This window comes from Rhodococcus sp. 2H158 (assembly GCF_053764755.1).
The window spans coordinates 1-1433 of record NZ_JBSNCE010000062.1 but is presented as its reverse complement, the minus strand read 5'-3'; the positions used below and the strand labels follow the sequence as shown (position 1 = coordinate 1433).

1 protein-coding gene is annotated in these 1433 nt (G+C 66.4%); it reads right to left on the bottom strand.

Annotation, left to right across the window (positions count from 1 at the left end):
• Window positions 1–99 precede the first annotated feature (99 nt).
• Window positions 100–1356: an IS701 family transposase gene (locus ACWPOB_RS28470; protein ID WP_100056533.1), complete on the bottom strand. Its 1257-nt coding sequence runs from the start codon at window positions 1354–1356 to the stop codon at window positions 100–102.
• Window positions 1357–1433 lie beyond the last annotated feature (77 nt).

Here is a 1433-nt window from a genome sequence, read left to right as displayed (position 1 = left end):
TAGGACTTTGTTAGGTTGGGAAGGTGTGGTGGCAGGTCGGGCAGGTACCGATCCAATAGGCCAGTGCGCGTTGGAGTTCGCGCACGATTCCGTAGAGGGTCAGCCCTGCCCAACCGCTTTTGGGTCGGTCAGCCGCAGGGTGGTGATGAACAGGTGCGCGGCGGTGACGAGGGTGACGTGGTGGTGCCAGCCGAGCCAGGAGCGGCCCTCGAAGTGGTCGAGTCCGAGGCCGGTTTTCAGTTCGCGATAGTCGTGTTCGATGCGCCAGCGGATCTTGGCCAGACGCACCAACTCCGACAGGGGTGTGTCCTCGGGCAGGGTGGACAGCCAGAAGTCGGTGGGCTGCGCCGCGCCGACCGGCCATTCGGCGAGCAGCCAGGCCTGGGGCAGGACGCCGTTCTCGTCTCTGGGAATGGTGCGGTTTGCCGGGCGTATCCGCAGTGCCAGGAACCTCGAGCGCATCGCCGCGGCCGGATTGGCCGGGCCGGTCTGGGTGCCGTGGCGCCAGGTGATCTCGGTCAGTGCCTCGACGCCGGCAGCGAGCACGAGGTCTTTGCAGGTCACCGCGGCCGGATAGCGTCGGGTGGGAGGCCGGCCGCGACCGGAATACCCGGCCGCGGCCGGGACCGCATCACCGCGGTGTGCGAGGGTGGCGCCCTTGACTGCGACGACGTAGACCAGGTCGCGGTCGGTCAGGCCCTGACGGAAGGTGGCCGAGTCGCCGTAACCGGCGTCGGCGACGATCACCGGTGGGGTCCGGCCCCACGAGATCAGTTCGTCGAGTATTTCGAGGGCCATCGCCGCCTTGGTGCGATACCGCTCATCATCGGGAATCGCGTTGCGTCGTCGGCGGGCGGTGATCGAGGAGGCCGTCTCCGGATCGTCGCAGCACCGATCGTCCCAGCTCTCGGGCAGATACAGCCGCCAATCCAGGGGCGCGGACGCGGTGTCGGTGGCGGCGTGCACACTGACCGCGACCTGGCAGTTGCCGACCTTGCCCAAGGTGCCGGAATACTGCCGGGCCACGCACGGCGAGGCGTCGCCGTCCTTGGCGAATCCGGTGTCGTCGATGACCCACGCATCCGGTGCGATCAGATCACACGCTTTGCGGGACAGCGTTTTCCGTACCGGTATCGGATCCCACGGTGAGGTGGTGACGAACTGCTGCAGGCGTTGGTGATCGACCCCGAGCCGGTCGGCCATCGGCTGCATCGACTTGCGGCGACCGTCGAGCATCAACCCCCGTGCATACACCCCTGCCGTCGCCCGCTGATCCTTGCGCTTGAGCGAGGAGAACACCTCGTCGACGAACGCATCGAGACGTTCACCGACATCGGTCAGGGCTGCGGCATCCACCCGGTTATCGTCTCGAACACCACGCCGAATCTCGAGTCCCCACAACAAGAAGTGGTGAACCTAACAAAGTCCTACTA